This is a genomic window from Nocardiopsis sp. NPDC058631 (assembly GCF_042716955.1).
In the GTDB taxonomy this organism is placed as follows: domain Bacteria; phylum Actinomycetota; class Actinomycetes; order Streptosporangiales; family Streptosporangiaceae; genus Nocardiopsis.
In genome coordinates this window covers 14,487-39,754 of record NZ_JBHXQY010000060.1, presented here as the reverse complement: position 1 = coordinate 39,754, position 25,268 = coordinate 14,487, and the positions used below count along the sequence as shown (strand labels likewise).

The 25,268-nt window shown below is 70.1% G+C and carries 33 protein-coding genes and 1 pseudogene; 24 read left to right on the top strand and 10 right to left on the bottom strand.

What is annotated here, in order from left to right; genetic code table 11:
* The first annotated feature begins 3 nt into the window (after positions 1 to 3).
* The 4 genes from ACFWTE_RS19655 (at position 4) to ACFWTE_RS19640 (ending at position 3,595) form a co-directional block, all read left to right on the top strand.
* Positions 4 to 171: a phosphopantetheine-binding protein gene (locus tag ACFWTE_RS19655; protein WP_378781019.1), complete on the top strand. Its 168-nt coding sequence runs from the start codon at positions 4 to 6 to the stop codon at positions 169 to 171.
* A gap of 119 nt (positions 172 to 290) precedes the next feature.
* Complete coding sequence (locus ACFWTE_RS19650) at positions 291 to 1,112, top strand: methyltransferase domain-containing protein (protein WP_378781018.1); 822 nt, start codon at positions 291 to 293, stop codon at positions 1,110 to 1,112.
* A 225-nt stretch (positions 1,113 to 1,337) separates the two neighbouring features.
* Positions 1,338 to 2,435, top strand: coding sequence for a class I SAM-dependent methyltransferase (locus tag ACFWTE_RS19645; RefSeq protein WP_378781017.1), 1,098 nt, complete (start codon positions 1,338 to 1,340; stop codon positions 2,433 to 2,435).
* A 359-nt stretch (positions 2,436 to 2,794) separates the two neighbouring features.
* On the top strand, positions 2,795 to 3,595 hold the full coding sequence (locus tag ACFWTE_RS19640; RefSeq protein WP_378781015.1) for a GNAT family N-acetyltransferase: 801 nt from the start codon (positions 2,795 to 2,797) through the stop codon (positions 3,593 to 3,595).
* A 104-nt stretch (positions 3,596 to 3,699) separates the two neighbouring features.
* On the opposite strand, the gene ACFWTE_RS19635 is transcribed toward ACFWTE_RS19640, so the two are convergent.
* Complete coding sequence (locus ACFWTE_RS19635) at positions 3,700 to 3,846, bottom strand: hypothetical protein (RefSeq protein ID WP_378781013.1); 147 nt, start codon at positions 3,844 to 3,846, stop codon at positions 3,700 to 3,702.
* Positions 3,843 to 4,346: an NUDIX domain-containing protein gene (locus ACFWTE_RS19630; RefSeq protein ID WP_378781012.1), complete on the bottom strand. Its 504-nt coding sequence runs from the start codon at positions 4,344 to 4,346 to the stop codon at positions 3,843 to 3,845. Before ACFWTE_RS19630 ends, ACFWTE_RS19635 begins: the two co-directional genes overlap by 4 nt.
* 243 nt (positions 4,347 to 4,589) lie before the next feature.
* On the opposite strand from ACFWTE_RS19630, the pseudogene ACFWTE_RS19625 reads away from it, so the two are divergent.
* Together ACFWTE_RS19625 and ACFWTE_RS19620 are read left to right on the top strand one after the other, a co-directional pair.
* Positions 4,590 to 4,685: pseudogene (locus ACFWTE_RS19625) on the top strand (polyketide cyclase /reductase); the annotation flags it as partial.
* Positions 4,686 to 4,701: 16 nt separating this feature from the next.
* Positions 4,702 to 4,968, top strand: coding sequence for a hypothetical protein (locus ACFWTE_RS19620; protein ID WP_378781022.1), 267 nt, complete (start codon positions 4,702 to 4,704; stop codon positions 4,966 to 4,968).
* 105 nt (positions 4,969 to 5,073) lie between these two features.
* Here the strand turns inward: ACFWTE_RS19620 and ACFWTE_RS19615 are convergent, their stop codons facing one another.
* From ACFWTE_RS19615 to ACFWTE_RS19605, 3 genes are all read right to left on the bottom strand, one after another.
* A complete protein-coding gene (locus tag ACFWTE_RS19615; protein WP_378781010.1) occupies positions 5,074 to 5,298 on the bottom strand; it encodes a hypothetical protein in 225 nt (74 codons plus the stop codon).
* A 336-nt stretch (positions 5,299 to 5,634) separates the two neighbouring features.
* On the bottom strand, positions 5,635 to 6,420 hold the full coding sequence (locus tag ACFWTE_RS19610; protein ID WP_378781009.1) for a hypothetical protein: 786 nt from the start codon (positions 6,418 to 6,420) through the stop codon (positions 5,635 to 5,637).
* Between the two features lie 10 nt (positions 6,421 to 6,430).
* The gene (locus ACFWTE_RS19605; RefSeq protein WP_378781008.1) at positions 6,431 to 6,628 is read right to left on the bottom strand and encodes a hypothetical protein; all 198 of its coding nucleotides are present in this window, start codon (positions 6,626 to 6,628) and stop codon (positions 6,431 to 6,433) included.
* A 1,025-nt stretch (positions 6,629 to 7,653) separates the two neighbouring features.
* Between ACFWTE_RS19605 and ACFWTE_RS19600 the strand changes: the two genes are divergently transcribed.
* The 12 genes from ACFWTE_RS19600 (at position 7,654) to ACFWTE_RS19545 (ending at position 16,766) form a co-directional block, all read left to right on the top strand.
* Positions 7,654 to 8,025: a hypothetical protein gene (locus ACFWTE_RS19600; RefSeq protein WP_378781007.1), complete on the top strand. Its 372-nt coding sequence runs from the start codon at positions 7,654 to 7,656 to the stop codon at positions 8,023 to 8,025.
* 356 nt (positions 8,026 to 8,381) lie between these two features.
* Positions 8,382 to 8,828 carry a hypothetical protein gene (locus ACFWTE_RS19595; protein WP_378781006.1) on the top strand — a complete coding sequence of 149 codons (447 nt, stop codon included), beginning with the start codon at positions 8,382 to 8,384 and terminating at the stop codon, positions 8,826 to 8,828.
* 22 nt (positions 8,829 to 8,850) lie between these two features.
* Positions 8,851 to 9,471 (top strand): SAF domain-containing protein, encoded by a 621-nt coding sequence (locus tag ACFWTE_RS19590; protein WP_378781005.1) that lies wholly within the window; start codon positions 8,851 to 8,853, stop codon positions 9,469 to 9,471.
* A gap of 32 nt (positions 9,472 to 9,503) precedes the next feature.
* Positions 9,504 to 10,337, top strand: coding sequence for a hypothetical protein (locus tag ACFWTE_RS19585; protein ID WP_378781004.1), 834 nt, complete (start codon positions 9,504 to 9,506; stop codon positions 10,335 to 10,337).
* Complete coding sequence (locus ACFWTE_RS19580; protein ID WP_378781003.1) at positions 10,334 to 11,659, top strand: CpaF family protein; 1,326 nt, start codon at positions 10,334 to 10,336, stop codon at positions 11,657 to 11,659. Before ACFWTE_RS19585 ends, ACFWTE_RS19580 begins: the two co-directional genes overlap by 4 nt.
* On the top strand, positions 11,656 to 12,501 hold the full coding sequence (locus tag ACFWTE_RS19575) for a type II secretion system F family protein (protein ID WP_378781001.1): 846 nt from the start codon (positions 11,656 to 11,658) through the stop codon (positions 12,499 to 12,501). The genes ACFWTE_RS19580 and ACFWTE_RS19575 overlap by 4 nt, the downstream gene beginning before the upstream one ends.
* Positions 12,498 to 13,376 carry a type II secretion system F family protein gene (locus ACFWTE_RS19570; protein WP_378780999.1) on the top strand — a complete coding sequence of 293 codons (879 nt, stop codon included), beginning with the start codon at positions 12,498 to 12,500 and terminating at the stop codon, positions 13,374 to 13,376. The genes ACFWTE_RS19575 and ACFWTE_RS19570 overlap by 4 nt, the downstream gene beginning before the upstream one ends.
* Before the next feature lie 20 nt (positions 13,377 to 13,396).
* Entirely contained in the window at positions 13,397 to 13,600 is a 204-nt protein-coding gene (locus tag ACFWTE_RS19565) for a hypothetical protein (RefSeq protein WP_378780998.1), read from the top strand.
* Positions 13,597 to 13,983 (top strand): TadE family protein, encoded by a 387-nt coding sequence (locus tag ACFWTE_RS19560; protein ID WP_378780996.1) that lies wholly within the window; start codon positions 13,597 to 13,599, stop codon positions 13,981 to 13,983. The genes ACFWTE_RS19565 and ACFWTE_RS19560 overlap by 4 nt, the downstream gene beginning before the upstream one ends.
* The gene (locus ACFWTE_RS19555; protein ID WP_378780995.1) at positions 13,980 to 14,402 is read left to right on the top strand and encodes a TadE/TadG family type IV pilus assembly protein; all 423 of its coding nucleotides are present in this window, start codon (positions 13,980 to 13,982) and stop codon (positions 14,400 to 14,402) included. The genes ACFWTE_RS19560 and ACFWTE_RS19555 overlap by 4 nt, the downstream gene beginning before the upstream one ends.
* The gene (locus ACFWTE_RS19550; protein WP_378780993.1) at positions 14,402 to 14,779 is read left to right on the top strand and encodes a hypothetical protein; all 378 of its coding nucleotides are present in this window, start codon (positions 14,402 to 14,404) and stop codon (positions 14,777 to 14,779) included. Before ACFWTE_RS19555 ends, ACFWTE_RS19550 begins: the two co-directional genes overlap by 1 nt.
* A 13-nt stretch (positions 14,780 to 14,792) precedes the next feature.
* Entirely contained in the window at positions 14,793 to 16,766 is a 1,974-nt protein-coding gene (locus ACFWTE_RS19545; protein WP_378780992.1) for an OmpA family protein, read from the top strand.
* A gap of 30 nt (positions 16,767 to 16,796) precedes the next feature.
* Here the strand turns inward: ACFWTE_RS19545 and ACFWTE_RS19540 are convergent, their stop codons facing one another.
* Positions 16,797 to 17,318, bottom strand: a complete 522-nt coding sequence (locus ACFWTE_RS19540) for a DNA glycosylase AlkZ-like family protein (RefSeq protein WP_378780991.1) — start codon at positions 17,316 to 17,318, stop codon at positions 16,797 to 16,799.
* Positions 17,296 to 17,748 carry an Rrf2 family transcriptional regulator gene (locus tag ACFWTE_RS19535; RefSeq protein WP_378780990.1) on the bottom strand — a complete coding sequence of 151 codons (453 nt, stop codon included), beginning with the start codon at positions 17,746 to 17,748 and terminating at the stop codon, positions 17,296 to 17,298. The genes ACFWTE_RS19540 and ACFWTE_RS19535 overlap by 23 nt, the downstream gene beginning before the upstream one ends.
* Positions 17,749 to 18,041: 293 nt before the next feature.
* Here ACFWTE_RS19535 and ACFWTE_RS19530 point away from each other — a divergent pair, with 293 nt between their 5' ends.
* The gene (locus tag ACFWTE_RS19530) at positions 18,042 to 19,019 is read left to right on the top strand and encodes a saccharopine dehydrogenase family protein (protein WP_378780988.1); all 978 of its coding nucleotides are present in this window, start codon (positions 18,042 to 18,044) and stop codon (positions 19,017 to 19,019) included.
* A gap of 164 nt (positions 19,020 to 19,183) precedes the next feature.
* Here ACFWTE_RS19530 and ACFWTE_RS19525 read toward each other — a convergent pair whose 3' ends face one another.
* Positions 19,184 to 19,516 carry a hypothetical protein gene (locus ACFWTE_RS19525; RefSeq protein ID WP_378781021.1) on the bottom strand — a complete coding sequence of 111 codons (333 nt, stop codon included), beginning with the start codon at positions 19,514 to 19,516 and terminating at the stop codon, positions 19,184 to 19,186.
* A gap of 128 nt (positions 19,517 to 19,644) precedes the next feature.
* Between ACFWTE_RS19525 and ACFWTE_RS19520 the strand changes: the two genes are divergently transcribed.
* Both ACFWTE_RS19520 and ACFWTE_RS19515 read left to right on the top strand, forming a co-directional pair.
* A complete protein-coding gene (locus tag ACFWTE_RS19520; RefSeq protein WP_378781020.1) occupies positions 19,645 to 20,019 on the top strand; it encodes a hypothetical protein in 375 nt (124 codons plus the stop codon).
* Between the two features lie 130 nt (positions 20,020 to 20,149).
* Positions 20,150 to 20,716 carry a class IV adenylate cyclase gene (locus tag ACFWTE_RS19515; protein ID WP_378780987.1) on the top strand — a complete coding sequence of 189 codons (567 nt, stop codon included), beginning with the start codon at positions 20,150 to 20,152 and terminating at the stop codon, positions 20,714 to 20,716.
* Positions 20,717 to 20,960: 244 nt separating this feature from the next.
* Here ACFWTE_RS19515 and ACFWTE_RS19510 read toward each other — a convergent pair whose 3' ends face one another.
* On the bottom strand, positions 20,961 to 21,524 hold the full coding sequence (locus ACFWTE_RS19510; protein WP_378780986.1) for a TetR/AcrR family transcriptional regulator: 564 nt from the start codon (positions 21,522 to 21,524) through the stop codon (positions 20,961 to 20,963).
* Positions 21,525 to 21,670: 146 nt separating this feature from the next.
* Here ACFWTE_RS19510 and ACFWTE_RS19505 point away from each other — a divergent pair, with 146 nt between their 5' ends.
* The gene (locus ACFWTE_RS19505) at positions 21,671 to 22,462 is read left to right on the top strand and encodes an SDR family NAD(P)-dependent oxidoreductase (RefSeq protein WP_378780985.1); all 792 of its coding nucleotides are present in this window, start codon (positions 21,671 to 21,673) and stop codon (positions 22,460 to 22,462) included.
* Here the strand turns inward: ACFWTE_RS19505 and ACFWTE_RS19500 are convergent.
* Positions 22,446 to 22,841 carry an alpha/beta hydrolase family protein gene (locus ACFWTE_RS19500; RefSeq protein ID WP_378780984.1) on the bottom strand — a complete coding sequence of 132 codons (396 nt, stop codon included), beginning with the start codon at positions 22,839 to 22,841 and terminating at the stop codon, positions 22,446 to 22,448. The genes ACFWTE_RS19505 and ACFWTE_RS19500 overlap by 17 nt on opposite strands.
* Before the next feature lie 307 nt (positions 22,842 to 23,148).
* On the opposite strand from ACFWTE_RS19500, the gene ACFWTE_RS19495 reads away from it, so the two are divergent.
* Together ACFWTE_RS19495 and ACFWTE_RS19490 are read left to right on the top strand one after the other, a co-directional pair.
* A complete protein-coding gene (locus tag ACFWTE_RS19495; RefSeq protein ID WP_378780983.1) occupies positions 23,149 to 23,292 on the top strand; it encodes a hypothetical protein in 144 nt (47 codons plus the stop codon).
* A 713-nt stretch (positions 23,293 to 24,005) separates the two neighbouring features.
* A complete protein-coding gene (locus ACFWTE_RS19490; protein ID WP_378780982.1) occupies positions 24,006 to 25,244 on the top strand; it encodes a hypothetical protein in 1,239 nt (412 codons plus the stop codon).
* Positions 25,245 to 25,268: the final 24 nt, after the last annotated feature.

Below are 25,268 nucleotides of genomic sequence, written 5' to 3'. Positions count from 1 at the left end.
CTCCTGGCCACCCAACTCATCGCCCGCATCCGCACCACCCTGGGCATCCACACCAAAGTCCGCACCCTCTTCGAAAACCCCACAGTCCAACGCCTACTGACCAGCCTCGACACAACCGACCCCACCACCAAACCCCCCACACTGCCGAGCCTCCTGAAGAGAAGGCGCTGAGATATGGCCGGGATTTTATGTGATTTTCCTGGAAAAGGCGCCAGGGTCCCCAGGGAGTAATGCAGGCCGCTCGAACTGGTTTCCCCCTTTTCGTCTCCACGCAATTCAAGGAGTGTGCCTTGAAGAATCCCCCAGTCCTCATCAAGGGCGATGAACTCTTTCTCAACGAGATCGCCGAGGACCACTACGAGACGTCCCGGGACCTCTCGAAGTACCTTCTGATGCACTACGGATCTCTTGAGGACGTCTTCGAGTCCCCCCACCATCCGCTCGCGTTCGCCCACGGCTATCCCGAACGTATTTCCCGCATCCTCCAGAGCGCCGCCCTGGACAAGGGGGTGACGGTCTCCCGAGCCCTCGACGTGGGGTGCAGCGTGGGCGGTATCGCGCACGCGCTGAGCCGTTGGGTCGGCACCCTGGTCCGCGGTGTGGATGCCAGTGCGCGTTCCATCGACATGGCGACCATGCTCACGCAGAACGAGGGCGGCACCTTCGGTGTGGTCCAGCAGGGGCCCTACACCGAGTACGTCTCCGTTCGCGTCAGCGGTTCGGAGTCGGGGCCGGAGGTGGGGTTCGAGGTCGGCGACGCCTGTGACCTGCACTACGAAGAGCAGTTCGACGCGGTCATCCTGTCCAACGTGCTGGACCGGGTCGCCCACCCGGGGGAGTGCCTGCGTCAGTTCGACGCGGACGACGGCCCCCTGCGCCGTGGCGGCCTGCTGCTCATCGCCTGCCCCTGGTCCTGGTACCCGGACTACAGCCGCCCGGAGGAGTGGTTCGGGTCGGCGAGGGACGAAATCACCAGCGAGGACGACCTCAAGGCACGTATGAGCGGGGGGTTCACGATGGTGCACGAGTCGGACCAGCCCGCCGTGTTGCGGCAGAACCCCCGTGAGTACGACTACTTCAACGCCCACGTCACCGTTTGGGAAAAGCTCTGAGACCTCCCGGGTACGCGGCACAGTACGCGTTCCACGGTCGGGTCCGCCCTTGGAGAGCCGCAAAGGAGTCAGGCCATCATCGATGACGTTGCCCGTGAGCACCTGGAGGAGTGGAAGCTCCTCTTCGACGGCTCCTACGGGAAGACCGGAAGTGACTACCCACCCGATGTGAATTTCTCCGGGTGGGGGAGCAGCTACAGCAGGGGCCCGATCCCACGGGAACAGATGGTCGACTGGGCCGAGGCGACGGCTGGGCGCGTTCGTTCGGCGGTCGTGCCCAAGGCCAGAGTCCTGGAGTTGGGCTGCGGTACCGGCCTGTTGCTGTTCAGGCTGGCACCGGACGCGGTCTCCTACGTGGGCACGGACTTCTCCCCCGTTGTGATCGAGCAGCTCGGGAAGGCGCTCGCGGGGCAGCCGTGGGCGGACAGGGTGCGCCTCCTCCAGCGTGAGGCCTCCGACTTCACCTCGTTCGGAGACGGCGCGTTCGACGTTGTCGTCCTGAACTCGGTGGTGCAGTACTTCCCCGACCGCTCCTACCTGGAGCATGTGCTGGAGCAGTCCGTCCGGGTTCTCGCCCCCGGTGGAGTGGTCGTCATCGGCGATGTGCGCCACCGCGGCCTGCTGGGCGCGTTCCACGCCTCGGTCCAGGCGTATCAGGGTGCGGGAACCGTCGGGGAGCTCGCGCGCAGGATCCGGCGGCGGGTGGGGGAGGAGCCGGAACTCGTCATCGACCCGACACTTTTCACGGATCTGGTCCACAGGTGGGACCGGGTCGACCACGTACGGGTCCTGCCCAAGCGCGGCCGCTTCGCCAACGAGATGGTGAAGTTCCGTTACGAGGCGTTCCTGCACGTGGAGTCGGGGACCAAGCCGCTACCGATTCCCGCATGGAGGGGCTGGGCCGCACATTCCCTCACCCTTACCGGGCTCGCCGAACGACTGGCCGACGGGTCGGAGGAACCGTTCGGGGTCACGGGCATCCCGAACGCGAGGATCGAGGCCGACGTGCGGTTGCGGGACCTGGCCCTCTCCGGCGAGGTCCCCGCGGACACGCTGGTCACCGGCACAGACCTGCTCGTGGAGAGTCCTACTCCCGCAGACGGGGGAGAGGGCGCGGTCGATCCTGAGGCGCTGTGCCGACTCGCGGAGGAGTCCGGTCACCAGGCGCTGATGTCCTGGTCCGCCGGTGACGGCTCGGGCCGGTTCGACGTCGCGTTTCTCCCCCCGGGGGCCGGGGCGGCACCCGGCACCGCGATCTCCTTCCCCAGCGGGTCTGGTGGAGGCACGAACGAGCCTTTGCGTAGCCGAGGCGAGATGTTCTGAACCGCATCCGGTTCCGCGCCGAGGATGATGGAGGCTCGGGGGGCGCGCCGTCCGCACGGTCGGTGCGCCCCCCACTCACCCAGGCGGTACGGCGCGCCCCTCCGTGGATCCCGTCCGGACCTGCGCGCCCTCCTCGAAACTCCCGTCTCCACCTCGACGCACCCGAATCCGAGCATGCGTGCCGACCCCCGCCCATCGCTTGCGGTCCGCCCCTTCCAGGTCACGAATCGGGCCAACCAGCCGGTAACCCGATAGCGGTCGGCGATCGTGGCGTCGGAGCTCGCACGCGCCCGCGAACCGGGTGCGACGTGTCCTGCCCGGCTCGACGGGCTCCCCACCCCACCGCTCGAAGGGTTCTGATGACGGATCGCACGGAGTCGATCGAATCGATGGAGCAGCTCGCCGCTGCCTGGCGCACCATGGTGCTCGACCGCGACGCGGACGCCGATGTCCGGGACCTTCCCGGCATCGCCGTCCGCTGGGCCGACTGCCGGTTCGCGTTCTGGAACTGCGTCACGCTGACCGACGTCGGCGCGGATGCGGCGCTCGTCGAGGAACGCCTGACCAGGGCGGCGGACATCATGCGCTCCAAGACCCGCCCCGGATTCCTGTGGCTCTTCGAGGACCTCCTCGGCGAGGACGCGCGGGCGGGGGCACGGGCGGGCGCGGAGAGAGCCGGCCTGGAGTACGCCTTCTCCGGCACCGGCATGGCCGGAGACCTCCTCCCCGTCGCCGAGCCGTCCCACCCCGATCTGGCCTTCGTGCGCGTGACCACCGACGAGCAGGTCCGTGCGTACGCGGACCTGAACTCACGCGCGTACGGATTCCCCCTGGAGGACGGTCGCGACGGGCTCCTCGGATCCGCGTTGTGGAAACAGGGGGTGTACGCCTACCTCGGGCTGCGGGACGGCGTCCCCGTGACGTGCGCCGGGGCGGTGGAGGTGCAGGGCCGCCTCTTCGTCGCGCTCGTCGCCACCGACCCGGAGTGGCAGCGCAGGGGCTACGGGGAGGCGGTCACGCGCAAGGCGCTGCACGAAGGCGGGCGGGCCACCGGACTGACCCGCGCCACCCTGCACGCGACCGAGGCTGGGACGCCCGTGTACCCCCGCATCGGCTTCAGGCCGAACTCCCCGGTGCACTTCTACGGACTGAAGGGCTGAGCGCCGCGCCGTGCCCGAGCCCCTGCCCAACCACCTCCGGGACGGTGGATCGAGGCCGACGAAGCCGCTGCGCCGGAGGTGCTCGCCCGGTCGTGGAGCGGACCTCACCCCTGGTGGCGCCACTCCGGCCAGGTGCCGTGCGGGGGGCGCACACCACCGCCTTCGCGGGGCCTGTCCCAGACGGGCAGGGGCTGGGCGGCGGGGCCGGTGGCGCAGGTGGCTGCCATGGCCGCGTGGACGGGCGCGGTCAACGGGTCCCTTCCAGGGCGCGGTGTCCGTGTTCGAGGTAGAAGGTGGTGCCCGCCGATCGGGCGGCCAGGGCCGCTGTGACCCGGCGGGACACATGGGCCGGCAACAGGTCGCCGAGGCGTTCGGGGGCCACCCACGCCCAGCCCGACAGCTCGTCGGGAGGCAGACGCAGCTCGGCATCGTCGGGCAGGCGTGCGGCGAACAGCCACTGGAGGGCTGCGGTGCGCTCGCCGGAGGACGGGACCCAGTCGACGGCGGCCAGGTGCGTGACGGTGGCCCGGACACCGAGTTCCTCGGCCAGCTCGCGGCGGCACGCGGCCAGCGGGGACTCGCCGTGTTCGATGATGCCGCCGGGGATGCCCCAGGGCTGGTCGGGCCTGTAGGTGCGCTCCACCAGCAGCACCTGCCCTTCGGGGGAGCAGATGAGTGCGCCCGCCGCGCCGCATGTGGCGGGCAGACGCGCGTAGAATTCCTGGCCGGCTGCGGTGTCGGTGCGGCTCACCCGATCGAGCCTAGGACACGCACCCGGCCGGTGGGCTGGTTCGCCCGCGCGGCTGCGGTCCCGGCGGAGGCTCCCACGAGGGCGCGGACAGTGCCGCCGCCGCGCCCCTCTTCCCCTTCTGCGTCCGCCGAGCAGATCCAGGAGAGCGGATGCGGTGGGACGACCATCGACGACTCGGCCTGAGGGGCCATCACGAGTTCGACCGAGATCCTGATCGACGCACCGATCGACCGGCTGTGGGACGTGCACACCGACGTGGAGGGCTGGAAGGAATGGCAGGACGCGGTCCTGAGTATCGAGCGTCTCGACTCCGGCCCCTTGGCGTCCGACTCGCAGTTCCGGTGGACCAACCCCCGTGCCCGAGTCCGAGTTCGCGCCCGCCGACACCCTGACGATCACTTCGAGCCTTCAAGAGGTGGAGCCCGGCACGCGCGTGCCCTGGGAGGTTCCCGCGGTCGGCGAGTCGATCACGATCGACCAGGGGGTCCACCTGTGGACCTTCACGGAGGACCGACGGACACACCGAGGAGTCCCCGAACTGCTGGACTCGCCGGCCGAGGCCGACGTCGACCCCGTGGCGGAGATGCTCGGTGGGGGTTGGAAGTCTGGTCGCAGGAGCTGAGGACCGGGGCCGAGTCCTCGGCCTGACGCGACCGGTCACGTCAGTTCCCGGCCGCAGCGGCGTAACCACTGTGGCCGGGAACCCGTCTTCGGCCCTCGGGGGAAGCTACTCCTGAACCGGCTCGGGGGTGGGGCAGTGTACGACCCCCGGCGTGAGCGGTTCGAGGACGCGCCCGATGTCCCCGGCCGCAGCGGGCTCGATGCACAGGTAGTCGCGGACGCTCCCGAGGATGTCGAGGTCCTCCGCGGTGGCGGCCGTGGCGGCGGTGGCTCCGGCCGTCACCGCGAGGGCGGCGAGTCCGGTGGCGGCGAGAAGGGTGCGCAGGTACATGGCTCTCCCCAGATGGTTGCTGAAAGTGGCTGCACGATCACAGCATGAAAGCGGGGTGGGTGCAACGAAGCCGCCCCGAGTCGTGGACGCGGCTCCCGCCACCCGGCCGCGCCCGTGCCGGGTGGAAGGGCCTGTCAGTGGATGATGGACACGATCTGGCGGGCTGCGCCGCCAGCCGCTGGTCGCCGTGGAGGTGGGCGCGGGCCGGGGCGGTGTCCGCCGGCAGCGACACACGCGGGTGCGGGGAAGGCCCCCACCCTGCGCGCGGGGCGGGGGCCTTCGGGCCGGTTGGCCGTGCGGGTGGCGGATCTCCGAAGAATCCTTCGGAGGCCCGCCTCAGCTCACTTCACCGGGCCCTCGTGCGGACTTCCTCTCGAAGTCCAGTGTGGCCCTGGCGTGCGCTTGGGCCCATGCGCTCTCCACCTCCTCGGTCACCGCACCACACGCGCGCACGAAGGCCAGCACGGACGGCAGCGAGGGCCTGTTGCCGGGCTGGATCGTGCGCTGCAGGGCACTGTGCGACCGGGGCTGGGGAACGAACATGTCGCCTCGTGCACCCCTGCCCCCACCGTGGCCCTTGATCTTGGAGCGGTCCGACATGTCCCGCCAGGTGGGTGTGCCGCTGCTGCCGCGCAGTGCCTTCAGGGCATCCAGCAGCTCGGGGAAGGAGTTCACCTTCGTGGGGTCGCTGGCCTCCTCCAAGGACGGTGTGGCCCGCAGGCCTGTCACCCGGTAGCCGCGATCGTCCAGATCGCCGACACCGATCGGGGTCCGCTCGTCGTGCAACCTCCCGTACTCGTTCTTGACGGCGGTGATGAGGTCCAGCTGCTGCTGGACGTTGCGATAGGAACCGGAGTGGATCAGCACCTTCAACAGGGCCCAACCCCGCTTGCGGTTCTTCTCGGCCCGCAGCGCGTGCACCTGCCCGTTGAGCAGGGAGTGCGCGATGTTGACGGGGAAGTGCATGCGCATCATCGACCCCCATCGAACCTGAAGAGAGCCCTGCACCCTGAGGCAGAAGAGCAAGACGTTCAGGCGGTCCTCCGGGGAGAACCGGTCGAGGGGGAAGTGCTGGTCCAGCAGAGTCGTGAGCTGCTCGGTGCTCGTGTGGTCCTCTTCCACCGCGGCGGGACTATCGGGTCAGGCGGCGGGCAACGGACACCGCCGCGTACCCCGCCGCGGATGCCAGGGCCACCGCTGCGGCCGCCTGGTAGCCCAGGTGCAGGGCGTACAGAACAACCACGATCACGACCACCACCACGACCAGCCGGGGCCAGGGGACGGAACCGGCGCCCCCGGGCGGGGCCTCCATGTACTGGGTGTCAGACATCGGGTGAGCATCTCCTTCGATACCGCTGCGAAACCGTGCGGGAGAGAATCCGCAGGCGGTCCACAGGCCTACATACCTTCACTTAACGGGTGCTCTCGCTACCCGCTATAGGAACTATGGCAGGCAACCATACGTTTCGTGCGAGGTCGCGGCGGCGATACGCTCGGAGTCATCGGTCGAACCTCTTGTTTTGTTCTGTAACAAGCCTCCTGGCCTGCGCAAATGGCCCTACTTTGCGCACGTGTCGGAGGCCTTTCTTATTCTTGTAGCTTTTTGTAACGCGCGGAGGTCGGGGTGCTCCTCGTAGCGCTTCCGTGAGAGAATCGCAAATGGGTGTCAGATGCCCTTGGTATCCCTTTTTGCCGAAAAGTTCGCAATGGGAATATCGGGGTCCTTAAGGTACATCGTGGTACCGCTGTGGTCGGGAGAGAGACTCCGCGAGGTGCTCGACCACGGCACGCCCAGCAGGTCGAGTCCCCCGGGGACCTGCTGGGCAAGGACCCGGCCTGCCCGGCGCTCCCTCTCCGAGAACACCGGGCAGGTCCCCCGTTTCGGGGGCCGACCGCCTCGGCTCCGGGGCAGGTCCCTGAGGGGCTGGCGAGGTTCTGCCTCACGGACTGACCAGGCTGTGGTTGCGGTGGGCGGTGTCTGTCCCGGGTGCCGCCCACTGTTGCGTGTGGGCGTCGTTCCGATGGTGTTCTGCCTACAGGGGCCGTGTTTTCGCATTTGGTTGAGTTGGGCATCGGGGGTCGGTGGGCTTGTCGGCAGTTTTCAGGCCGCCATCCACGGAGAACCACTTGTGCGGAGGGTCACAGAGGGACTACGTTCTCCTTGATCACTAAGAGTGATCATCAAGCCACTCCAAGGAGTCCTCTTCCGTGCGCCCATTTTTCCTGCCTGCCTTGGGGTTGGTGCTGGTCGCGGGGTGTTCTGCAGGAGTCGAGGGGAGTCCCGAACCGGTTGCCCAGTCCTCTGTGGCCCCTGCGGAAACGGAACCATCGGAAGGCACTCCGGAGGACGAGGCCGTGGAGGCCTACCTGGAGTTCTGGGAAGCCATCGTTCTGGCCTCGGCCGAGATGGACCCCGAGCACCCGGCGCTGGAGGAACACGCGGTCGACCAAGCCCTGGAACTAGCTCAGGACGGTGTCCAGGGAGTGGCGGACGCCGGTCTCGGTATGGAAGGCGAGCCGGTTCCAGCCCCTGAGGTGATCTCCGCTGAGCCAGCGGACGAACCGAGGACGGTCGTGATCAGGGACTGCCAGGGAGCGGGGGACTGGAAGGTCGTGGGAGAGGACGAGCCTCGGTCGGACAACGTTCGTGTCGATGCCAGGGTCAAGCGTGACCTGTTCGACTGGTGGGTTGTCGACATGCAGGTCTGGGGTAGCGACACATGCTGATTCCAGCCAACGCTCTTGCTACTGGGGTTGCTGCTTCCTTGCTCGTCGTAGCTCCGGCGTTGCCGGTCCCACGGGAACCGGACTTCAACGGTGACGTTGCTTGTAAGAAAACGGGCTGCTCGGCCTTCGCGGAATGCACCCACCACAGTGGCACCTCCGGCGGCGGCGGTAACGGCGGCGGTGCCCGCTCCCGGCCCGACAGCGGTGAACCGGTCTCCCTTTCGGCTGAGTCTCCGTGTGTGCGGCGGGAGGGGCCGGAACCGGGGTGGTCGTGCGGTGCCTCCACCCGCTCCGGTCCGACCGCTGGCGGGGAGCCCGTCGCCCCTCGGGCCGCCGCGGAACGCGCACGGGCGTCGATGACCCTGCCCACCCCCACGATGGGATCCTCCCCGGCGGCCGGGACGGTCGTGGGCTTCCCCCTCTGGTTGTGGATGGACCACTCCGAGTGGGAACCGGTCAGCGCGACCGCGGCGGTCTCCGCCGGGTCGGTGACCGTGACCGCCACCCCGGACGGGGCCCGCTGGGCCATGGGCGACGCATCGGCCCTGGACTGCCCGGGGCCGGGGACGGTGTTCGACCCCGCCCGCCACGACGCGGACGCTCCCTCACCGGACTGCGGCCATACCTACACCCGCGCCTCCAGGGGGCACCCCGGGGGCCGGTTCCCGGTCACGGCGACGGTGACCTGGTCGGTGGAGTGGACGACCACCGCCGGCGGTGGCGGAACCCTGGACCCCCTGACGACCAGTGCCTCCCGCTCGGTACGGGTGGACGAGGTCCACGCGCTGGTCACCGACGGCTGAGCGCACCAGAGACGGAGAGAACGTGACGACGACGTTGTCCGAACCCCACACATCCGACCGGAACACACCGAGAACCCGGCTGGCCCCGCCCCGCCGTAGAAACTGGAAGCGACCCTTCGCCGGGGTCACCGCCGTGGTTCTGGGCGGGGTCGTCGCGGCCTGGGCGGCCGGGCACGACGAGGAGCGCGTCCCCATGCTCGTCACCGCCGCGGACATCGCCGCCGGTGACGTCATCACCGTCTCCGATGTCCGCATCGTTCCCGCGCTGGGCGTGGAGGACCTCGACCTGGCGCCGACCGACAGGGCGCTCGGCGCACGGGCGGCGCTGCCGGTCCCGTCGGGCACGGTGCTCACCGGGGCGATGCTCGCCGACACCGCGGGCTGGCCCGGCCCCGGGCAGGCGGTGGTGGCGGTGCAGACCCAGCCCGGCATGCTCCCGGACTCGGCGCGCGAGGGCGCCCCGCTGCTGGTGCTCGGCACCGGCGAGGGGGACCCGCGCACCGTTCGTCTGCACTCGCTGGGGGAGGAGGGCGAGCTCGCGGGTTCCCGTGTCGTGGAGCTCATGGTCGCCGAGGACGAGGTGTCCGAGGTGGTCGAGGCAGTGGACGACGGCGTGCGCCTGGCGCTCATGTCCGCGCGGTAGGGCGACGGACACAAGAACAAGGGGAGAAGCACATGATCATCGCGGTCTGTTCACTGTCGGGGGCGCCGGGGGTCACCACCCTGGCCACAGCCCTGGCGGCGGTGTGGCCCACCGGTCCGCTCACGGTCCCGGTACTGGTGGAGGCCGACGCCAGCGGTGGAGACCTGGCGGTCCGGCACCGGCTTCCCGGACGCCCGGGACTGGTGTCGCTCGCGGCGTCGGTACGCGCGAGCACGGAACTGTCCCTGGTCGAGGAGAAGGGAACGCACCGCGCCCTGCTCCGCCACAGCGCCGAGATCCCCGGCGGACTGCGGGCCGTGACCGCGCCGACCACCGCGCACGAGGCATCCGCCGTGGTGGCCGCCCTGGCGCACCGGATCCAGATCCTGCGGGGCGGTGTGAGCGTGGTGGACCTGGGGCGGGTGATGCCCGGGACCGCCGGTGCCCACCTGCTCTCCCTGGCGGACGTCGCGGTCGTCACCGTCGCAGGTGACGACGCCGCGCAGATCTACCGCCTCTCACGGTGCCGGGACGTGCTCGACGCCCTGGCGGAGAACGGCACGACGGTCGGGTTGGCGGTGCGCGACTCCAGGTTCTCCGACGCCGAGATCACCGCGCAGACCGGACTCCCGGTGTGGGCGGGCCTGCCCCACGACCCCACCGGTGCGGCCTTCCTCCGGGGAGAACCACTCCGGCCCCGCGGGCTCCGCGAGCGTTTCACCGCCTGGTCCCACACCCGCCAGAACCCGGACACCGTCGAGTGGATGCCTCTGCTGGCCTGTGCCCGGCGACTGGCCAACCACGTCGACGACCTGCCGCCCGCCTGCCTGCACCTCGGGCGCCGGACGGAGGTGGCGGTGGCGTGAGCCCCACCCCCCGTACCTCGGCGACGGTCCCCCCGCAGCGGGTCCCGCAGCATTTGGAGGAGGTCGCCCACCAACTGGCTGCCCGCGTCACCGACACCCTGGTCCGCCAGGACACCGCCAGCACCCTCACCGGCCACAGCAGCCGGGACCAGCGCGAACGGGCCGACGCGATGCTCTCCGCACTGCTGGAGGAACACGCCTGCCGCGCCCTCACCGGCGCCGCACGGGCACTCACCGAGCAGGACGAGGCCTGGATCCACGCCCGCGCCCTGGCCCAGGTCTGCGGGCTGGGCCCGTTGGAACTCCTGCTCAGCGAACCGGGGGTGCGCGACATCCACATCAACGGCACCCGCGTGTGGGTCGACCTCGGCGACGGCCGGCGTGAGGAACGCCCACCGGTCACCTCCTCCGACACCGAGCTCGTCACCCTGGTGCGACGCCTCGCCGGACAGGCGCCGGGCGGAGAGCGGCGCTTCGACGCCTCCGCCCCTCTGCTCAGCATGGAGCTGAGCGACGGCGCCCGCCTGTCCGCCGTCATGGGGGTGTCCCGCCGACCGGCTGTCTCCATCCGCCGCCACCCCGAACGCGAACTCACCCTCACCGACCTGACCGCGTCGGGGATGCTCACCCGGCCCGTGCGCTCCCTGCTCACCGCCGCCGTCCGCGCCCGCCTGAACCTGGTCATCGGCGGAGCGACCGGCTCGGGCAAGACCACCCTGCTGCGCGCCCTGGCCCGCCACATCCCACCCGCCGAACGGGTCGTCACCATCGAGGACGCCTTCGAGCTGGGCCTGGACTCCGACCCCGACCTCAACTGCCTGGCCCTGCAGGGCAGGCCGCCCAACACCGAGGGCGCCGGGGAGATCACCCTGGCCGACCTGGTCCGCCACGCGCTGCGGATGTCCCCGGACCGGGTGATCGTCGGCGAGACCCGCGGCCAGGAGACCGTGGCGCTCCTGCACGCCATGACCATGGGCACCGACGGATCCATGGCCACCGTCCACGCCTCCTCCTCCGCGCAGATCCTCACCAAACTCGCCACCTACGCCAACCAGGCGGGCGAGCGGCTCACGCTGGAGGAGAGCGGCGTCCTCATCTCCTCCGCCGTCCACCTGGCCGTGCACATCGACACCGACGACCGCGGCAACGGGCACGTGGCCAGCATCCGCGAGGTCGTGGGCGTGGACGGGCCCCAGGTCGTGACCAACGAGCTCTACGCCCTCGAACACGGCGGATTCACCACCCCGCCGAGTCCGCAGTACACGCGCAAACTCACCCGCGCCGGACTCGACCCGGCCACCCTGTTCGGGGAGGTCCGGTGACCACGGTCCTGCCCGCGGGCCTGGGCGGGGCCGCCGTCGGCCTCGGCCTGGTGCTCCTCCTTCCCACACTCACCCTCGCCCTGACCGGGGTCCGCACCCGGGTGAACCCGGGCCGCCACCTCCTGTGGAAAGGGACGGCGGCGGCCGGAGCGGGGATACTCACCTGGGGTTTCACCGGCTGGCCCGTCGCCGCGGCCATGGCCTGCGCCGCCGCCTGGTGGCTGCCCGCGGTCCTGGGCCCGGACCGTGCCACACCCGCCGAGGTCGCCAGGATCGAGGCGGTGGCCGGCTGGACCGAACAGCTCCGCGACCTGATCACCGCCTCCGCCGGACTGCGCCAGGCGATCTCGGCCTCCGCCGACATCGCCCCCGACGCCATCCGTGACGACGTCCGGGCCCTGGCACGCGACCTCACCAACGGGACGGACCTGGAGGAGGCGCTCACCGCCCTCGCCCACCGCGTCGACAACGAGACCGCCGACCTGGTCACCACCGCCCTGTCCATGGCCTCCCACCGCCACGCCGCCGACCTGGGACCGCTGCTGACCAGCCTGGCCGAAGCGGCCCGCGACCGCGCGGCCATGCTCGTGCGCACCTCCGCCTCCCGCGCGCGCACACGCACCTCGGTCCGCATCATCGTCACCACCGCGACCGCCATGGTCGTCGGTATGGCCCTGGTCAACGGCCCCTACTTCGCCCCACTGGACTCGGCCGGAGGCCAACTCGTCCTCGCGCTGGCCGGCACGGTCTGGTCGGCGGCCCTGGGGTGGCTGCTGCACCTGTCGAACCCGCCGCGCGCGCAACGCGTGCTCTCAGCACACCCGCAGGAGTCAAGGACATGAACACGCTCATCGCCGGACTGGGCGGAGCCACAGCCGGAGCCGGACTGTACTGGACGGTGTACACCCTGCGCCGCCCCACCCTCGCCGAACTCCTCCCACCGGCGGAGAGGGAACCGGTACGGCCCGGGGCCGCGGGCCCCCTGAAAGCGGTGAGGGCAGCCGGCGCGGGCGTGCTCGCCCGCCTCGGCTGGCCGGGGGAGAGGACCAGGCGCGACCTGGCCGCGTGCGAGTCCGACGTCGACGTCCACCGGATGGACACCAGCGTCGCAGCCGTCCTCGGGCTCGCGCTGGGCGTGTTCCCGCTCGCCGCCGCGACACCACCGGCGTCCCCGCTGCCGGTCCTGTCGGCCCTGACCCTGGGCGCGTGCCTGCTGGCACTGAGCCTGTGCGCCCCCACCCTGATCCTGCGCCACCGGGCGGCCCGCCACCGGGCCCGGCTGAGCGCGGCCACCTCGGTCGTCGCCGACCTGGTCGGCGTCGCCCTCGCCGGAGGAGCAGGCGTCACCGGCGCACTCACCTCCGCCACCCGGCAGGGGGACGGCCCCGCCTTCACCCGCATCCGGCTCTGCCTGCACGAAGCCAACCTGCGCACCCGCCCGCCCTGGGAGGCCCTGGCCGACCTCGCCCACCACACCGGTGTCCGCGACCTGGACGAACTCGCCTCCTCCGTTCGCCTGGCCGGAACCGACGGGGCCCGCGTACGCGCCTCGGTCCGCTCCAAGGCCGCATCCCTGCGCACCCACCGCCTCGCCGCCCTGGAGGGCGAAGCCCACCAGGCCACCGAACGCATGACCCTGCCGGTCATGCTCCTGGTCCTGGGGTTCCTCCTGCTCATGGGCTATCCCGCCATCGTGCACGTCACCAACGGATTCTGAACCCGGAAAGGACCGGCCCCGTGAACCAGGCCCCGCGCCGAGCACTCACCACCCTCGCCCGCGGAAGACGAGGCGGCCACCGCACCGACGACCGCGGATCCGGCACCACCGAGTACGTGCTGGTCCTGGTCATCACCATCGGCATCGCCACGGCCGTCGGGGGCATCCTCACCCCGATGATCACCGAGAGCGCCCAGTCCATCGACCTGGGCGTCACCCCGTGAAACGCCTGATCGGCCCCGCCGACCGGGGCGGCGCCGACACCCTGTTCGTCATCCCGCTGATGTTCACGATGCTGCTGGGCATCCTCCAGTACGGCATGTGGACCCACGCCCACCACCGCGCCCAGGCCGTCGCCACCCAGGCCCTCGCCGCCGGACGCGCCCACGAGGGCAGCGCACGGGAAGGGCAGGAACGCGGCCAGGCCATGGTCGAGGACCTGGGCGGCACCATCCTCCACGACGTCCGCGTCCGGGTGGAACGCAGGGACGGCACCACCCGTGCCACGGTCACCGGCACCACGGTCAGCCTGGTCCCCGGCTGGCAACCGCCGGTGGAAGCCACCCTGAGCGGCCCCACCGAACACGTCCCCGAGGCACTCCCATGACAGGTGACACCAACCGGGACCGGGGGAGCGCGTCGGTGGAGTTGGCCCTGCTCGTCCCCGTCCTGCTCGCGTTCCTGGCACTGCTCGCCCTGACCGGCCGCGACTACACCGCAGCCCTGGCCGTGGACGCCCTCGCCCACTCCGCCGCCCGCGCCGCAACCCTGCACACCGACCCCGCCACCGCACAGGAAGCCGCCGAACAGGCCGTGGCCGAGAGCGTGGGAACCTGGGGACGCGCCTGCCAGGACCCCACCGTCCACCTGCGTCCCGCCACCGTCGCAGGAGCGCGGGCCGTGCGCGCCGAGGTCTCCTGCACCGGCCACCGCGACGACCTCCCCGCCCTGGGCGTCAGCGAGAACCACACCATCACAGCCAGGGCCGTGTCGGTCACCGACCTCCACCGCGAACAGGACCCCTGATGTTCGGCAGCAGCCCCAGCGCCTTCGTCGTCACCATCGCCGCGACCCTCATCGCCTGCCTCGGACTGGTCCACGACGGCGCCCAGATGCTCCGGACCAAGACCTGGACCACCGTTCTCGCCCACGAGGCCGCCCGGGCAGGCGCCCAGCACCTGGACCCCGAACAGCTACGCGCAGGCGCCCACGCCCTCGAACCGGCCGCCGCGCGCACCGCCGCCCAGGCACACGCCCGCGCCGGCGGAGGCCACGCGGACGTGTCCGTCAGCGCCGACACCGTCACGGTCACCGTCACGGTCAACCACCACCCGACCGTGCTCGCGGTGCTCGGCGACGTCCGGATCTCCTCCCGCGCCACAGCCATCGCCCACACACCGTGAGACGAGGGGACCCGTGAACCCGACGAGGGCGGCCCTGGCCGCCACCACCACGCTGGCGCTGCTCATCGCACCGCCCGTCCTGCTCCGCCGACAGGCATGGCCCGACACCGCGCACCTGAGCGGCGACCACCTGCGGCTGTCCCTGCTCAGCGCCACACTTTCGCCACCGGTGCTGCACGCCCTGGCGCTGTCACTGCTATGGGCGCTGTGGGCCGCCTTCGCGCTGCTGGTGGCAGCCGACACGGCCGCCCTGCTGCGGGGACAGATCCCCCGGATCGGGCTGCTGCGCCTGGCCGCCACGGGCATCGCGGGAACCTCGGTCGCCGTGTCCGCCCCGGCCGTCGCCGCCGTGGCCCCCACTGACGGCACACCCACCACAGGCGCACAGGACACTGACGGCATCCACATCGACGAACCCGCCCGCGTGCTGGAACGCACCCGCACACTCAGCGGGTTCGGACCCGACTCCGCCGACCTCACCCCCGCCATGGCGGACGAGTTGGGACCCACCGTCGAACTCCTCCAGCTCTTCGGCGACCCGAACACGCCGATCACCGTCACCGGACACACCGACGCCAGCGGCCCCGACGACCACAACCGCGCCCTGTCCCGCCACCGGGCCGAGGCCGTCGCCGCCGCGCTCACCGGCCACCTCGGCGAGGAATGGACCATCACCATCCAGGGCGCCGGCTCCGACCATCCACGCGAACACCCCGAACTCGGCCCCTCCGCCGACCGGCGGGCCGAGATCACCTACACCCTGACCACCCGGCCCCACGGCGCGGCAGGTGGCGTGAGAGAGCAGGAGGGCCGGGCTGTCGACGGCCCGGAGGACAGCATGCCGATCGCCGAAGCGGAGGACACGAACGCCCTCCCCGTCAGCGCGGTACTCGCCGGAGCCGCCGCCGGGGGAGCGGTCGGCGCGGTCGCCGGACGGCTGACGGCACCGCGACGCCGCAGACGACACCGGGACCGGGACCGGGAGGACGGCCTCGACGCCGATCCCTGTGACGGCCTCGACCCGGTCAGCAGCACCGCCCTCGACGGGACCACGGCCACCCCCGAGGGGCTCCGGCCCCACCACGTCGACTGGACCGCCTTCGCCGCCCACTTCACGACCGCCACCCGGGATCTCGACCACACAGGGGCGGACGTGCCGGCGCCCCCGCCGCAGGAGTGGGGAGAAGCCGGCTCCGACAGAGTCGCGCACCAGGGCGGGACCGCCCCGGAACCCGCTGCCGGGAGCCCGCCCAGGGTCAACATCCGGCTGTTCGCGCCCCAGCCGCGCATCACCGTGGACGGGGTCGACATCGGCGCGAGGATGCGCGGATCCTCACGCGCGATGCTCGCCTTCCTGGCACTTCACCCCGACGGGGTGAGCACCGACGCCCTGACCGAGGCCCTCTTCCCGGACTCCACCGAGCAGAAGGCCCGCTCGCTTCGCAACACCGCCTGCACCAGTGCTCGCGGAGCCGTCCGCGAGGCATTGGACGATCCGGCGGCGGAGATCATCGACGTGGCCGTGGGGCGCTACCGGATCCGCCGCGACGTCGTCGACGTGGACGTGTGGCGCTTCGACCGATCGCTCGAAGCCGCCAGGAAAGCTCGTGAGAGCGGGACAGTCCTCTCCTGCCTCCGGGCCGCCGCCGAGGAGTACGGGCACCTGCTGCTGACCGAGAGCGACCTGCCCTGGACCGAGGAGAAACGCGAGGGCTACCGCCGGGCCGCCGCCGACTGCTTCGTGGGTCTTGCCAAGGCGACCGACGAGGCCAGAGAGGTGCTGGCCTGGTGGGAACGGGCGCGGGAGGCCGACGACCTGAACGAGAGCGTCCACCAGGAACTCATGAGGGCCCAGGCGGGCCTGGGCCGCCTGGACGCTGTCGAGCGCACCTACCAGGACCTCGCCGACCGGCTCAAGGCCATGCGTGCACGACCGAGTGCCGCCACGAGGAACCTCCTTGCAGACCTCACGTCGACCCGGAGGTGAGGGGGCGGAGCGGGCTCTGCTGAGGAGCCTTCACAGCGTCGATGCTCGTCGCCGCTCCTGGATCGTGCGCACGATGAGTGGGCTGAAGTGGTTCTCGCGCCGTTCGCGTCGCAGCCGGTTGGACCAGCGGGTTACCTCGCCTGCGCGGCGCGAGAGCGCGGAGCACCGGGTGGCGTCGCGCATACTGACGGGGCCGTACCGGTCCAGGTAGGTGGCCGTCAGCGCCGCGGTTCCCTCCTCCCGGCTCACGGTGGTGTCCAGGCCGGGGCAGACACAGGAGGCCAGGGTGAAGGTGCGTTGCTCGCGGTTCCACACCGGGGCGCGGTTGGTGTAGGTGAGGACACCGCGCTCCCACGCGAGCTTGAGGGCTACCCGCACGACCGCGACGGCCCTGCCGGTGACGGCCGGGCACCGTTCGATGTCCCGGTGTCCGGCCGGGCCGTCCTGGTCGAGCAGGGCGACCAGGACGGCGTCCGCCTCGGTGACGTCCGCCTCGGGAGCGTGGGCGCTGACCATGGTGCGCAGCGCGTCAGGCGCTGGGGCGTGACTCAAACCGGGCAAGCGCATCACGAAGCACGTCAGCGATCGTGACCCCTTCGAGCTCCTCAGACAGCGCCCGTTGCGCGGCACGGTAGGTGGTTGTGAGCACGTCGTGGATGCCGTAGCCCACGTAGCACTCCGCGTCGGGCGGGGCTGACGGAAGCGCGAAGACCTGCCCCTCGCCCACTGCACGGTAGACGTCCAGCAGGGTGATGCGCGCCGAGTCACGCGTCAGCTGCCAGCCGGTCGATCGGCCACGGCTGCCGTCGACCAGGCCTGCGGCCTTGAGCTGGCTGAGCGCGCGACGAATGACGACGGGGTTGGTATTGACGCTGGTGGCGATCCGTTCGGAGGTCGCGACCTCCTTGTCGGTACCGCGGCGGTCGTAGGCGATCCAGGCGAGGACATGGACGGCCACGCTCATCTTGCTGTTCGCACTCATGGGCCACCTCTCCGATTTGACGTAACTGGATTGGTTACGTACCGTACCATGTAACCAATCTAGTTACATTGAATTCGTGGGTATCCCTCGGACGGCCCCGCCGGCGACACGTTGCGGTCGCTGATCCCGCTGATCCCGCTGGGCCGGTTCGGCACGACTGATGAGGTCGCTTCCCTGGTGGCATACCTCGCCAGCGATGCCGCCGGACCGATCAACGGGGGCATCGATCGATATCGATGGCGGCTACAGCTCCTGACCGCAGCACACACAGACCATGTCGGATGAAAGGAATCATGGACAAGCCAGTACTGATCTACGGAGCGACGGGGTACACCGGTCGCCTCATCGCCACGCACGCCCGAGAGCGAGGACTCAGCATCATCGTCGCCGGGCGGAGCCCCGAGCGCGTGGGTGAGCTCTCCGAGGAACTCGGGGTGCCGGGCCGCGTCTTCGGCCTCGAAGACCCCGCGCGAGTCGTGGAAGGCTTGGACGGCGTCGCAGGTGTTCTCAACGTCGCGGGTCCTTTCCGCGACACCGCCGAGGTGCTCATACGTGCCGGGATCCAGGCCGGCGTCCACTACCTCGACACGACCGCCGAGTTCTCGACCTACGAACTGGCCGAGTCGGTCGGCGCTGATGCCGAGCGCGCTGGGATCATGGTCATGTCCGGCGTCGGGTGGGACGTCGTCCCGACCGACTCGCTCGCGGTCCATACCGCCGCCCGCGTCGCAAACCCCGAGCGGATTGCGATCGCACTGCGGATCACCGGCGGGTTCTCACGCGGCTCCCTCGCGAGCGCGGCAGGCATCGGTGATCTCGGCTCTCTGGTTCGCGATGCCGGACAGCTCGTCAAGCTGCCTGCGCCCGAGACACGCGTCTTCGATCTGGGCCACGGCGAGGAGGAATACACGCTGGCGCCCATGGGTGACCTGATCACCGCTCAGCGTTCCACCGGTATAGCGAATATCCGCGTCTACATGCGCACAGACGCCGGCGCCCTTCCCTTCGCCGATGACGACAAGGTCGGCCCGACAGACGAAGAGCGCGCTCAGGGGCGCTACGAGGCACTGGCCGAGGTGACTGGGCAGGACGGGCAAGTAGCACGGTCGGTCATCAGCACACCCACCGGTTACACCTTCACCCAGCACAGCTCTGTCGAGGTCGCCCGCCGTGTCGCGGCCGGCGACTACATCGCCGGCTTCCAGAGCCCCGCGTCTGCATACGGGGCATTGGCGACGTCGGTCGCAGACACCCATATCGCCGATCTCTAAAGGTGATCGCCTCGCCATGGAAATTCCCGGTGTCCATCTGACCATCGTAGAAACACGGATTCGAGGAACGTCAGAATGACGGCAACGGCAGAAGACGCCCAGCTCGTCACAGGAGCCTCCTCGGGCCTCGGGAGATCACTCACCGAGGCTCTCCTGGGCGATGGTCACCGGGTCTCACCGCGACGGTACGTGGGCGCTCCCGGCCGGACGATCTGAAGGGCGTACATGGCGACCGCCTGTGGGTCGGTGACGTTGACGTCACGGACACGGCGGGGCCACGTCAGGTCGCCGACAACGCGTTTGACGAGTTCGGGCGCATCGACCACGTGGTGTCCGACGCGGCGTACGGGCTCTACGGTGCTGCCGAGAAGTTCACGGACGACGACGTCGATCGCCTGCTCGCTGTCGATGAGGCGATCATGGCGGCAGCGGGCAGGCCTCGCGCATTCGACGTCGAGTACGCGCTGGATGCCGCCGCGGAGGTGTTCTGGCGCCACGGCTTCGAGGGCGCGAGCCCGACCGAGCCGGCCACGGCGGTGGGCACCAACAAGCCGAGCATCTACGCCGCCTTCGGCGACAGTCCCCACCATCGATTCCCATCCCGTCACCTCGAAGGAGAACATCCATGCCTGATTCCACGCCGTCGCTCGCCGCCGCCCGCGAGCAAGCACTCGCCGTCCGCTCCCTCTACGAGATCCTGGAGGAGCGATTCAACGGGAAGACATGGTCGTTGCACGAGCTGCAGATCGGCTTCGCCAACGACGTCGGCTACATCGGACGCCTGCTGCTCGCCAACGACGGCACCTGGGGCATCGACGGCGACCCGCGCGCCGAGCTGGAGCACAAGCTCGCCGAGTCGATGTGGTGGACCTTCGTCCTGGCCGACAAACTCGGCATCGACATCGACGAGGCCTTCACCCAGACCATGGACCGGATCCGTGCCGGCCTGGAATCCACCATCGCTCGCACTGAACCTCCCCGGGACCGGTCGACCGCATGAGGGGACACAGGGGAAGATGTGAACCTCCCCAGAGCCTCTGGAACGACGGGCTTTGGGAATAGCCGTGCGCGGCTGGTGTGCCTCGGTACGCTCCTGGAGCACGATTGATCCGAGAGCCGAGGGGCGTCTGATGCGGGAGATCGAGACCAAGTACCGGGTGGGGGACCTCGGCGCGCTCCTGGCTGCCCTCCGGGAGGCCGGGGTGGAGGTGGGTGAGGCGGTGCTCCAGGACGACCAGGCCTACGCCCCCGCTGGCTGGGAGCCGGGCATGCCCAAGGCCGGTCGGACCTTCTGCCGCCTGCGCACCCAGGGGAGCCTGCACGTATTCACCACCAAGACGCCGTTGGCGAACACGATGGAGTGCACCGAGTTCGAGTCGGTCGTCTCCGACCGCGAGCAGATGCACGCCGCCGTGCTGCAGATGGGATACGTCCCCAGCGTGCGCATCGTCAAGCACCGCCGAGTGGGGTCCGCGGGTCAGATCCTGGTCTGCGTGGACATGGTCGAGCACGCAGGCGCGTTCCTCGAACTGGAGATGACCGTGGACGACGACCGCGACGGACCCACCGTCCAGGAGGATCTCGACGCCTGGGCGCGCGGGCTCGGCGTGGAGCTGCAACGCACCACGCACACCTACGACACCCTCGTCCGCACGGCCCCCGCTGCCCGAGCCGCTTTCACGACCCGTGGGGCGTAAACCCCGTCCATCGAGCCAGACACGGATTGAGGGGCCCTGCCGTTTTCGGGCAGGGCTATGCCCGTGATCGACGCAACCAGGCCGATGCTCGACGCCGTCATGGACAGCCTCCGGACACGAAGGGTTCGCTGAGGGCTGACACCGCAGGAACACGGCCAGCCGGCCTCGCCATCCGAAGGCTCCTGCTGCGCCCACCCGACGTGCTCAGCTCTTGAACCTGCTGTGCCTGTCCGCCGCAGCCGCCTCACGGTCGCAGGCTACGCAGCGCCAGTGCGACGAATCGTCGCGACGCCTCCGCCTCCTTCCCGGGGGAGTTGGCGATGACCCCGGCATTCGCCTTGAGGATCAGCAGCACGTCATCGACACACACGTCGTCTCGCAGGGCGCCGTCGGCTTGTGCGCGTGTCACCAACGGAACGAGGGCGTCGAGGATCGGTTCGCGGACCGACGGCTCGGATGCGGAGGACAGGATCTGCGCGATGGACCCGGCCAGACCGGGTTCCTTCACTTGGTGCTCGCAGCATTCCAGAATCGGCGCGGTGAACGCCTGCCAGGCGTCGAGGCCCTGTGCGGGATCCTGACCGATGTGCGCGAGCTGGCCCCGCACGACTTCCGTGACGAGGGCGTCCTTGGTGGGGAACCGGCGTTGAACCGTCGCGAAGCCGACGCCCGCCCGCCGGGCGATCTCCGCCAGGGAGATATCGACGCCCTCGTCCGCGAACGCCTCGTAGGCGGTCTCGAGGATCAGCTTCCTGTTCCGCTCGGCATCGGCTCGCAGCGGCCGAGGCGGCGGCTTTGGCTGGTCCATCGTTCCTCCGTTCAGAAAGTGGAGCTACCTCTCCACATGTTACAGTCTCTCAAGTGGAGCGGGTTCACCATTTTAGGCTTGCCCGCTACACCGCCGAGCCGATCTGGGCGGCGTTCCCCGTCATCGAACCGACTGGAGACACACTCATGGACCTGCAACTTTCCGGCAAGCGCGCGCTGGTCACCGGCGCGAGCAAGGGCATCGGCCTCGCCACGGTCAAAGCACTTGCCGCCGAGGGCGCATCCGTCACTGCCGTGTCACGTCGAAGCTCCCCGGAGCTCGAAGCAACCGGTGCGACCTTCATCCCCGCCGATCTTTCCCGTCCGGACGCTCCCCGGCGCATGATCGAGACCGCCCTCGACGCCGATCCCCGACTGGACGTCCTCGTCAACAACGCGGGCGGGGGCTCCATCTCCGAAGAGGCGCGTGCCGACCCCTTCACCGGCGAGGAGGAGGACTGGGACAGGATCTTCGCGTTGAACCTGCACGCCGCCATCCGCGTGACCCGCGCCGCGCTACCGGCTCTCATCGAGGCGCGTGGAGCCGTGATCAATGTCAGCTCCGAATCCGCCCTCCAGCCACATGCGGCGCCCCTGCCCTACTCGAGCGCCAAGGCGGCTCTCAACGCGTTCTCCCGGGGGCTCGCCGAGAACGTGGCACCCAAGGGCGTACGGGTCAACGTGGTCACACCCTCGGCTACCCGGACCGATCTGCTGGTGGGCGAGGACGGTTTTGTGGCCCACGCGGCCGCGGCTCTGGGCGTCGATGAGGCCTCCGTCCTGGAGGCGCTCCCCCAACAGGCCGGTCTGGTCACCGGCAGGCTGATCGACCCCTCGGAGATCGCCCGGGCGATAGTGCTGCTGTCCTCGCCGACCATGCCGAGCGCTGTCGGCTCCAACTGGGCGGTGCACGCCGGAGCTCTCAAAATGCCCGCCTGAGCGATACCTCCACCCGACCTCGAAGAAGGTCGCGCGCCTGTCCGCCGACCAGGGGTGGAACGCGCCCGCCCCCGACGTCGACACCGCGTGGGCGCAGGGACCCGACGATGTTGTCGGACTCGGCCTTCGCCACACGGACGTCGTTGGCGCCCTGGGTCACCAGCAGCGGCGTGCGGATCTGGTTGATCCGGGCGATCGGGGAGCGGGGGAGCATGTCCGCCTCCTGTTCCGGGACGGCCGGGTCGCCCACGTGGCGGTAGAAGTTGTCGACCAGGCCCGGGCGGACGGACTCGGGCTGGGTCCGCAGGTAGTTCGTCAGGTCGGAGATGCCCACGGCGTCGATGAGGTCGTCGTGCATCTTGCCCGTGCTGTCCGACACGTCAAGCCGTCGTCGCGCGCCGGTCGGTGTCGCCGCGTCACCGTTTCGCCGTGACACGGCCTCGCACGAGGACATGGCGTGGTGTCACTGGTGGCGGGAACCGCCTCGAACCGACGCCCGGCCGTCGGCCCGTCGCGCGGAAACCGTACGCGCCCGGCTGCGCACGACTACGACGTGGACGTCCCGGGCGGTGTCGGTGCCGCGGAGCCAGGGCCGGGTCTTTCGCGGTTGATGGCGGCCTCGACCGCGGTGCCGATGCGGCGCAATGCCGCCAGCTCGTGGGCCCCAGCCCGTCCACCAGGAACTCATGAGGGCTCAGGCGGGCCTGGGCCGCCTGGACGCTGTCGAGCGCACCTACCAGGACCTCGCCGACCGGTTCAAGGCCATGCGAGCACGACCGAGTGCGGGCACCAGGGCGCTCCTCGCCGACCTCACGTCGACCTTCCGCTGAGGGATTGGTCAGATGCTCCGCGGGGGAGGCCGGGGCGCCGGGACTCCGTCCAGCTCGGAGAAGTCTGCTGGGGGAGTTTCGTGGGGGTCGGGAGTTCGGGGGGCGCCCCGCTCAAAGATCGGGTTCCCGGTCGGTGCTGCCGCAGACATGGTCAGCGACCTGCTTCCGGATTTCCACGCCGACCATCGACCATCGACCATCGGATTAGAAGTCCGGCGCTTTCGTGTCTCTACGTGCCACAGGGTGCCGTTTCGTCCCTATCCATCCGATCACCGCCATCGTTTCGTGTCAAGAGGTGTCGGCCGGTGTCGTGCCAGTCCGGAACTGCGGAGCACAATCGGAGCACACACCGGCCCTTGGCGGCGTCCGATGGCACCTCTCGAGGTACCCGTGAATTGTTCCCGCTGGTGCGCGAGGTCGTGGTTCTTTCCTGCACCACCGGCTGATGTTCCCACCGTGGTCTTGTGCCAGGGTTCTCGGTTGTGAGCGCACCCCCTGACCCCGCTGAACCATCCCTGGCCGCGTTGGCCGCTTTGCTGGACCGTTCCCTGGCCCAGATCGCTGATGCTGCCCGCGACGCACGTACCTTCGACCGGGAAACCATCAGGACCGTCTCTGACGCCTGGGACAACAACACCTTCCCCCTGTTGCGTGCTGCGACGGGCCGAACCCCTCGCGCACGGGAACGGCGTGCTCGAGCTGCCCTGGAGTGGATGGCGCGCCTGAGACCGACCCGCTGGGACTGGATGGTGGGGCAGGGCGCGATCGCCGGCCACCGGATCGACGCGCTGGTCCAGCCCCCACCCGCGCTTTCCAACAAGCCCTACCGCGACTACCGGGGCACGGTCCGCCCGGTGTACTACCGCTGGACGCCGCAGACACTGACCGACCTGGCCGATGACTACCTTCTGGGCGCCTCCGCTGTCCGCCACCTTCAGCTCGAACGTGCCTGCACCCGGCTCGACGGGTTCCTCACCCTGGAACTCGTCCGCTCCTACGACCACGGCACGAGCACACCGGGGTTTCCTCCCACGCTGGAGGTGCACCTGGATGAGGTGAACGAGGTGGACGTCGACACAGGCGCGGCCCTCGGGGTGAGCCTGGGCTCCGATGGGCGAGGGGTGACCATCGGTCTGGGCTCAGGGGGAGTACTGCGGGCACGGGGTGCTTCGCTGCGACTCCAGGACTCCTTCTGGCACCTGTCGGGTTCCGGTCGCCGCGCTGACATGCAGATCCCGCCCCGCCAGGCGGGGTCACGGGTCGAGCATCCGCCGCAGGAAGGAACGGTGGAGGGTTTCGCCCGGGGAGCGGCGACCTTCCTGCTTTGGGCGATGATGCGGATCCGCTCGGTCCGCTATCCCGGCGAGGTCACGCGCATCCCGGTGGAGGCGTATTGTCGTGCCCTGCACGGGGCCGGACGCGACATCCTGGAGGCGGGAGCACTTCCCCGACGGCGGCGTGAGGCCGCCTTCCGCTCCCTGGTGGTCACCTGGCTTCGGCGCGGCGGAACCGACCTGGCACCGGACTGGAAGATGCTCCTCAAGGGCGTTCCGGAGGCTGAGGAACTGACTCGCGGGATACGTGATGACCTGGCCGCGGGGGGAGCCGTTCCGGCCACCCTCGGGCCTGCTCGGCGGGTCACCGGTTTATCGGAGCAGGCTGAGCTGCGCATGGTCTCCTACACGGCTGGACACACCGGCATGCGTTCCCGTCATGATGCCTGCGCCATGGTGCACCTGGCCGTACCCGCCCAGGAGGCAGGAGCACCGTGGCGGCTGCGTGTCCTGAACGCAGCCGACCCGGTCCGGCTCCGCGCGCGGACCAGTGCCTTCGACAGCGCCGAACACGTCCGCATCGGCCAGGGCAGGGATGAGCTGGAGACCTTCGTGGTGGGCGATGACGCTCTGTTCATTGGCGCTCGCGCCTGGAGTCAGGAGCCGTCGTTGCACTGATCTGACAGCAAGGTGAGGGGGTTG